This is a genomic window from Brevundimonas sp., assembly GCF_023259385.1.
Classification (GTDB): Bacteria; Pseudomonadota; Alphaproteobacteria; order Caulobacterales; family Caulobacteraceae; genus Brevundimonas.
This window is the reverse complement of the sequence record NZ_JAHFPF010000190.1, coordinates 1-7,056: the sequence shown is the minus strand read 5'-3', so window position 1 is coordinate 7,056 and position 7,056 is coordinate 1. Positions and strand designations below refer to the sequence as shown.

The window sequence follows — 7,056 nt, the reverse complement described above, 5'->3', positions numbered from 1 at the left end:
CGTTGATCGCCGAGGCGTCGAGCACGTTCTTGATGTGCGAGGCGTAGTATTTCTCGATCATCTCCACGCTGGTCCGGCAGTTCTTGGCCACCTGGTAGATGTCCGCCCCCTCCATTAGTCGCATCGAGATGTAGGTGTGCCGCAGGCTGTAGGCAGTTCGCGGCTTGCCGTCCCGGTCCTTCTTGAGCCCGAGTTCGTCCAGGATGGCGTTCAGGAGCTCGCGCTGGACCAGTCCGAAAACCAGATCGGTCGGCTGGCCGTTCTTGCGCTTCAGGACCCGCTCGAAGGGACGCACGGCGCCCGGCATGCTCTTGCAGTACCCGACGCCCCGCTTTCCCCGGACTTCGATCTCCAAGATCCGTTCGCCGGTGGCCTCGTCCTCGACGATGGAGACGTCCCTGAACTCAAGACGCTGCGCCTCGTCGGGACGAAGGCCGGTGTTGACCATGAACAGGACGAAGTCGTGGAACTGCTCGCACTCCTCGCGCCACCGTTCCTTTTTCGGGTTCTTTGCCCTCTCCCGCGTCGCTTCGTAGAGCCGCTTGTATTCCTCGGGGGAGAACCAGGCCCGATGGCTGATCTTCCCGGACGTCCGATAGGGGTTGCTCATATCGGGGAGGGCCGAAATCCAACCCTTGCGGTTGGCGCTCTTCAGGATCTGTCGGAGGCAGACCATCTCGTTGTGGAGCGTCTGCCGGCTCGGACGCTTCCAGGCCTTGGCCTTGCCGATCCGCTCCCGACCGTCTGAGACGAAGCGCACCCGCTGTGGCTCCTCGGGAGGTGTAACCCGCTGAAGCCGATAGTCCTGAATCCGACCTGCAGAGACCTCGGAGATCGGCAGGTCGCCGAAGAACGGGTTCAGATAGAGCCGGATCACCCTACCCTTGCTCGCGACGTACTGAGCGTTGCGCTCGCCCAGCGTCATCGCCGCGTACTCCTTCTCAAACGCCGCGGCAGCCTCGCGGAATGTCTTCTCGCCGCTTCGGCGCGGGGCGATCCGCTCCGGAATTACGACCATCGAATTTGGAGTCGTCGGCAACACGCCGTGCCTCCGCAACCGGTCCTCGGCTACGCGATCGAGATACCAGTCTCGGGCGAACTCTCGCGCGTAGGCGATGTTCGTTTCCTTCGTCGACTGACGATAGTTGCGACCGCTCAGGTACGTCGCGCACTGCCAGAAGCGGCTGTTCTCGCGACGGTACACATGGAGCTTTCCATCCATGAGGGAGTGAGACTCCGACACATGACCTCCTTGCCGCTCACGGCAACTGTGTAAGGCATGTGTAAGTCTCTACTCCTCCTAACCCATTGATTTAGATACGTAAATCTACGGTAGTGGGTTTTAAGTCCGGTGCGTCTACCATTTCGCCACGCCCGCGGCGGTGTTCGGTCTCAGTGCGCCGCCGCCGTCGCCGGACGCATGGCGCGGAAGTCGACGTCGGAATCGGCGACCAGATAGACCAGCGCGGCCCAGGCGGCGACGTTCTGGCTCAGCTGGGCCGGGTCGATCTTGTCCAGAGTGTCGTCGGCGGTGTGGTGCAGGTCGAAGTAGCGGGTGCCGTCCTGGTTCAGGCCGAACACCGGCACGCCCGCCTCCGCCAGCGGCCCTACGTCGGCGCCGCCGTGCAGTTCGGGGTCCGGCGAGGGCAGGACGCCGATCGGATACAGCACCCGACCCGCGATCCTGGCGAAGTCCGAGCCCTGGGCGCCGGGCGGCAGGCCGAAGGCGTAGACGCGGTCGGCGCCGAAGTCGCTCTCGCCGGCGATGATGTGCTGCTCCACCGCCGCGCCGATGCCGCGCAGATAGGCGCCGCCGCCGTTGCCGGTGTCGGTGGGCTGGGCCACCTCTTCCGAACCGTACAGCACCACGCGCACCGTCCGCGCCGGACGGCGGCCGCTTTCGGCGATGGCCTTGGCGGCGGCCAGGGTGATGGCCCCGCCGGCGCCGTCGTCGATGGCGCCGGAGCCCAGGTCCCAGCTGTCCATGTGCGAGCACAGCACGATCACCTCATTGGGGCGCGAGGCGCCGGTGATCTCGCCGACGACGTTCTGGGACACCGTCTCATAGGTGTGGGCCGTGGAGGACAGGCGCAGGCGGACGGTCTCGCCGCCGGCGATCAGGCGAGACAGCTGGCTGGCGTCCGGGGCCGACAGGGCGAAGCCCGGCAGGGGCACGCGGCCCTCGATGTAACGGGTGGTGCCGGTGTGCGGCATGCGGTGCTCGTCCGAACCGACCGAGCGCATGATGAAGGCCACCGCGCCCTTGGCCGCGGCCGCGCCCGGGCCGGCGCCGCGGATGCGGGTCAGGGGACCGTAGCCGGCGCCGTCCTGCATGCGCACCATCTGGCCCGCGTCGACGTAGGCGATCTTGCCCGCCAGGGAGCCGGCCGGGGCGGCGTTCAGGGCCTCCAGGCTGGTGAAGCGCACCACCTCGGCCTCGATCACCCCGTTGGTGCCGGGCGAATGGCCCAGGGCGGCTACGACCAGACGCTGCGGATGAGCGCCGACGATGGAGGCGCTCTCCTCGCCGCGCTCCCAGCCGACCAGGGGGAAGGTCTCGATACGCACGTTCTGGAAGCCGTGCTCGCGCATGTAGCCGGCGGCCCAGGCCGCGGCGTCCTGCTCGGACTTCGATCCGGCCGGACGCGCGCCGAAGCGGGTGGTCAGCCGGGTGACGTAGTCCAGGGCGATGTTCTGCTGGAGCGCCGCGTCGCGGATGCGCTCAGCCCGCTGGACGGTCGCGGCGTCCTGCGCGAGGGCCGGGGCGGCGATGCTCAGCGCCAGCGCGCTGGCGGCGAGAAGGCGGGCGGACAGGCGCATGACGGCTCCGAGGGACTCAGCAACGAGGCCGGGACCCTAGACCGCGATTTCCGGGGCGGGAAGCATCGGCGGCCGCAGTTTTCCTGCTGCCGCCATAACGGCGACTACTCGCCCTTGACCCAGACCTCGACCGGACCCTGCAGCTTGACGGTCAGGGCCTTGCCGCGGCGGTCGACGCGGTTGCCGACGGCCAGGCGGACCCAGCCCTCCGAGATGCAGTATTCCTCGACGTTGGTCTTCTCTTCGCCCTTGAAGCGGACGCCGATGCCCTGCGCCAGGATGTCGGCGTCGTGGAAGGCGCTGTCGGGATCGACGGACAGGCGGTCGGGAAGGTCGGTCATGGTGGGGCTCTTCAGCAAATCAGCCGCCGCCTTTAGCCGGTCCGCCGCCCGGCTCCAAGCTCTTGACCTGACGTGGGGTCAATCGACTAGGTTCGTTGCAAATCAATACGGACCCAATTCCGGACCATGGCCGTGACCGATCTGATCATCAGCGACTTCATCGCTCCGGCGACCGACGGCTATCCGCTGGCGATGCGGCTGGTCTCGGCGCAATCGCCGACCATGGCCGTTCTGATGAGTTCCGGGACCGGCTTCCCCAAGGGCTTCTACGACCGCTTCGCCCGGCATCTGGCGCACCGGGGCGCGGCGGTGCTGACCTATGATTTCCGCGGCATCGCCGGGTCCCGGCCCGAGGATCTGGCGGCGATGAAGATGGACTATGTCGACTGGGGGCGCCTGGACATGCCCGCCGCGCTGGACGCTCTTATCGAGGCTGCGCCGGGCCTGCCGGTCGTCCACGTCGGCCACAGCGTCGGCGGCCATTTCCTCGGCTTCATGGCCAATCAGGACCGCATCGCCAGGCACGCCTTCGTCTCGGTCGGCAGCGGCTACTGGGGGCGGCATCACCGGTCCTACAATCCGATGGAGCTGTTCTTCTGGTTCGGCTTCGGCCCATGGAGCCTGGCCCGGCACGGCTACATCAAGGGCGGCGGGCTGTGGGCCGGGACCGACCTGCCGCGCGGCGTCTGGGAGACCTGGCGGCGCTGGTGCCTGAAGGAGCCCTACTTCCTCGATGAGCTGAGGGACGGGCTGAAGCCGCACCATTTCGACGCGGTAACGGCCCCGATCCGCTCGTGGATCTTCACGGACGACCCCATCGCCACGCCCGTCACCTCGCCGATCCTGCTGCAGATCTACCCCAACGCCCCGCGCGAGATGACCGTCCACGCCCCGACCGATTTCGGCGTGAAACGGATCGGTCACGAGGGCGCGTTCCGCAGGGGCATGGAGCGGCTCTGGGATGAGATGTTCGACTGGCTGCTTGAACCCGGGCCGTCCGCACATAGGTAAGCGCACCCTTCCCGGAGCGTTCCCATGACCGACCAGCCCACGATCACCGTCGACGGCCACACCATCCCCCTGCTGGGCTTCGGCACCTGGAACCTCGAACCGGCCGACGCGCGCCGCATGGTCGCCGAGGCCCTGCGCATCGGCTACCGCCACATCGACACCGCCTGGATCTACAAGAATGAAGCCGCTGTCGGTGACGGCATTCGCGACGCCATCGCCGCCGGCCATGTGAAGCGCGAGGACATCTGGCTGACCACCAAGATCTGGGTCGCCCATTTCGACCGCGCCGGCCTGCTGAAACAGGCGAAGGAGTCGGCGGACAGCCTGGGCTTCACCCCCGACCTGCTGCTGCTGCACTGGCCCAAGGCCGAGCCGGCGTTCGAGGAGACGCTGGGCGCGCTCAACGAGGCGCTGGAGCAGGGCCTGACCAAGAGCATCGGCCTGTCCAACTTCCCGTCGGCCGAATTCGCCCGCGCCCAGAGCCTGTCTAAGGCGAAGCTGATCACCAACCAGGTCGAGTACCATCCCTATCTGAAGCTGACGAAGCTGATCGCGGCGGCGAAGGCGCTGGGCTCTTCGATCACCGCCTGGTCGCCGCTGGCGCAGGGCAATATCGCCGACGATCCGACCCTGAACGCGATCGGCGAGGCGCACGGCAAGTCCGCCGGCCAGGTCACCCTGCGCTGGCTGATCCAGCAGGGCGTCATCGCCATCCCGCGCACGACCAAGGTCAGCCGCGCCGAGGAAAGCTTCGACATCTTCGACTTCGAACTGTCTTCCGAGGAGATGGACCGCATCCACGCGCTGGCCCGTCCGGACGGCCGCCTGGGCGACTGGCTCGACAAGGCGTTCCAATGGGATGAAGAATGGGCCTGAGGCGTTCCGCCTGAGAGGACGCCCTCTGGGAGTATCGGCGCTCAAGCAGGCGAACGCCGATAGCGCCAAGGGAGAAGACCATGGGTTCGGTGCTGGGTTTCCCCGGCGTCGATCCGTCGGACGCGGCGGTCGGCGCAAGACTGAAGCGGTGGCGCGAAGAGCGCGGCTGGAGCGTGGACGACATGGCGCGCCTGCTGGACATGACCCCCGAGGAGGAGCGCCGCGCCGAAGCCGGCCGGGCGCACCTCGACAGCCTGCGCATCGGCGCGGCCACCGCCGCCCTGCGCCTGCCGCTGTGGGCGCTGGTGTCTGACTCAAGGGCTTATTGATGGGCGCCGCCCGGGCTTACCGCGCGGTCTTCGCCCTGGTCGGCTGGTTCGCCATCGGCCTGCAGTACTGGCTGACGCTGACCGGCGACAGCGGCAAGGGCGCCGGCGAGCTTACGCTGAATTTCTTCAGCTATTTCACCGTCCTTATGAATGTGGTCGTGGCGCTGGCCCTGACCGCCCCGGCGCTGTTTCCGAACAGCGCCCTGGGCCGCTGGAGCCTGAGCGAAGGCGTCCGCGCGGCGGTGGCGATGTTCATCGCCGTGGTCGGCCTGACCTATCATTTCCTGCTTTCACACGTCTGGGATCCCCAGGGCTGGCTGTTCCTGTCGAACGGCCTGCTCCACTACGTGATGCCGATCGCCTTCGCGATGGACTGGCTGTTGTTCACGCCCAAGGGCCGGCTGCGCTGGATCGACGCGGTGAAGTGGCTGTCGGTTCCGCTCGTCTACATCGTCTGGACCACGATCCACGGCTATGCCTCGGGCTGGTGGCCGTACTGGTTCGTGGACCTGCCCGCGCTGGGCCTGGCGAAGGCCGCCTTCTGGTTCGCGGCCATGCTGGCCCTGTTCCTCGTCGTCGGCCTGATCATCGTGGCGATCGACCGCACCATCGGACGACGTGACAGGACGCGCGTCGCCGCTTAAGCGAAGCCATGGCCTACAAATCGCTGCGCGACTTCATCGACATCCTCGAAGCCGAGGGCGAGCTGGTGCGCGTCAGCGAACCCGTCTCGACCCACCTGGAGATGACCGAGATCCAGACCCGCCTCCTCCGGAACGGCGGCCCGGCGGTGATCTTCGAGAAGCCGGTCATGCCCGACGGCTCGATCAGCCCCATCCCCTGCCTGGCCAACCTGTTCGGCACGGTCAAGCGCGTGGCCATGGGCGTGACTCTGGAGAAGAAGAGCCGCACCACCGCCGCCGAGCTGCGCGAGGTCGGCGAACTGCTGGCCTTCCTGCGGAACCCGACGCCGCCGCGCGGTCTGGGCGACGCCATGGAGATGCTGCCGCTGGCCCAGACGGTGATGGCCATGCGGCCCAAGGTCGTGAAGACCGCGCCGGTGCAGCAGGTCGTGCTGAAAGGCGACCAGATCGATCTGACCAGCCTGCCGATCCAGGGCTGCTGGCCGGGCGAGCCCGCGCCGCTGATCACCTGGGGCCTGGTCGTCACCAAGGGGCCGTCAGAGGCGCGCGAGGACGACTTCAATCTCGGCATCTACCGCATGCAGGTGCTGGGCAAGGACAAGGCCATCATGCGCTGGCTGGCGCACCGCGGCGGCGCCCAGCATTACGCCCGGCACAAGAAGGCCGGATCGAAGGCCCCCCTGCCTTGCGCCGTCGTGCTCGGCGCCGACCCGGGCACCATTCTGGCCGCCGTGACGCCGGTGCCGGACACCCTGTCGGAATACCAGTTCGCTGGCCTGCTGCGCGGCGCCAAGGCCGAGCTCGTCCCCTGCAAGACCGTGCCGCTGATGGTCCCGGCCAACGCCGAGATCGTGCTGGAAGGCCATGTCCTGCTGGACGAGCACGCGGCGGAGGGCCCCTACGGCGACCACACGGGCTACTACAACTCGGTCGAGACCTTCCCGGTCTTCCAGGTGACGGCCATCACCATGCGCCGCGACCCGATCTATCTGACCACCTTCACCGGCCGTCCGCCGGACGAGCCCTCGGTGCTGG

8 protein-coding genes are annotated in these 7,056 nt (G+C 67.6%); 5 read left to right on the top strand and 3 right to left on the bottom strand.

What is annotated here, in order from left to right:
• From Q0C81_RS13805 to Q0C81_RS13795, 3 genes are all read right to left on the bottom strand, one after another.
• The coding region (locus tag Q0C81_RS13805) for a site-specific integrase (protein ID WP_291838990.1) at nucleotides 1-1,222 on the bottom strand (1,222 nt) is incomplete at its 3' end.
• Between the two features lie 170 nt (nucleotides 1,223-1,392).
• The gene (locus tag Q0C81_RS13800; protein WP_291838987.1) at nucleotides 1,393-2,820 is read right to left on the bottom strand and encodes a M20/M25/M40 family metallo-hydrolase; all 1,428 of its coding nucleotides are present in this window, start codon (nucleotides 2,818-2,820) and stop codon (nucleotides 1,393-1,395) included.
• 104 nt (nucleotides 2,821-2,924) lie between these two features.
• Complete coding sequence (locus Q0C81_RS13795) at nucleotides 2,925-3,161, bottom strand: DUF3297 family protein (RefSeq protein ID WP_291838985.1); 237 nt, start codon at nucleotides 3,159-3,161, stop codon at nucleotides 2,925-2,927.
• 132 nt (nucleotides 3,162-3,293) lie between these two features.
• Between Q0C81_RS13795 and Q0C81_RS13790 the strand changes: the two genes are divergently transcribed.
• The 5 genes from Q0C81_RS13790 to Q0C81_RS13770 all read left to right on the top strand — a co-directional run.
• Complete coding sequence (locus Q0C81_RS13790; protein ID WP_291838982.1) at nucleotides 3,294-4,172, top strand: alpha/beta fold hydrolase; 879 nt, start codon at nucleotides 3,294-3,296, stop codon at nucleotides 4,170-4,172.
• 24 nt (nucleotides 4,173-4,196) lie between these two features.
• Nucleotides 4,197-5,048 (top strand): aldo/keto reductase, encoded by an 852-nt coding sequence (locus Q0C81_RS13785; RefSeq protein WP_291838979.1) that lies wholly within the window; start codon nucleotides 4,197-4,199, stop codon nucleotides 5,046-5,048.
• 80 nt (nucleotides 5,049-5,128) lie between these two features.
• Nucleotides 5,129-5,377 carry a helix-turn-helix transcriptional regulator gene (locus tag Q0C81_RS13780; RefSeq protein ID WP_291838977.1) on the top strand — a complete coding sequence of 83 codons (249 nt, stop codon included), beginning with the start codon at nucleotides 5,129-5,131 and terminating at the stop codon, nucleotides 5,375-5,377.
• On the top strand, nucleotides 5,377-6,021 hold the full coding sequence (locus tag Q0C81_RS13775) for a Pr6Pr family membrane protein (RefSeq protein ID WP_291838974.1): 645 nt from the start codon (nucleotides 5,377-5,379) through the stop codon (nucleotides 6,019-6,021). Before Q0C81_RS13780 ends, Q0C81_RS13775 begins: the two co-directional genes overlap by 1 nt.
• An 8-nt stretch (nucleotides 6,022-6,029) precedes the next feature.
• On the top strand, nucleotides 6,030-7,056 hold a 1,027-nt coding region (locus Q0C81_RS13770; protein ID WP_291838971.1), incomplete at its 3' end, for a UbiD family decarboxylase.

What these genes read in the sequence shown, in the direction of transcription:
- Q0C81_RS13800 (WP_291838987.1), bottom strand. Translation starts at nt 2,820, where the DNA reads ATGCGCCTGTCCGCCCGCCTTCTCGCCGCCAGCGCGCTGGCGCTGAGC.
- Q0C81_RS13795 (WP_291838985.1), bottom strand. Translation starts at nt 3,161, where the DNA reads ATGACCGACCTTCCCGACCGCCTGTCCGTCGATCCCGACAGCGCCTTC.
- Q0C81_RS13785 (WP_291838979.1), top strand. Translation starts at nt 4,197, where the DNA reads ATGACCGACCAGCCCACGATCACCGTCGACGGCCACACCATCCCCCTG.
- Q0C81_RS13780 (WP_291838977.1), top strand. Translation starts at nt 5,129, where the DNA reads ATGGGTTCGGTGCTGGGTTTCCCCGGCGTCGATCCGTCGGACGCGGCG.
- Q0C81_RS13775 (WP_291838974.1), top strand. Translation starts at nt 5,377, where the DNA reads ATGGGCGCCGCCCGGGCTTACCGCGCGGTCTTCGCCCTGGTCGGCTGG.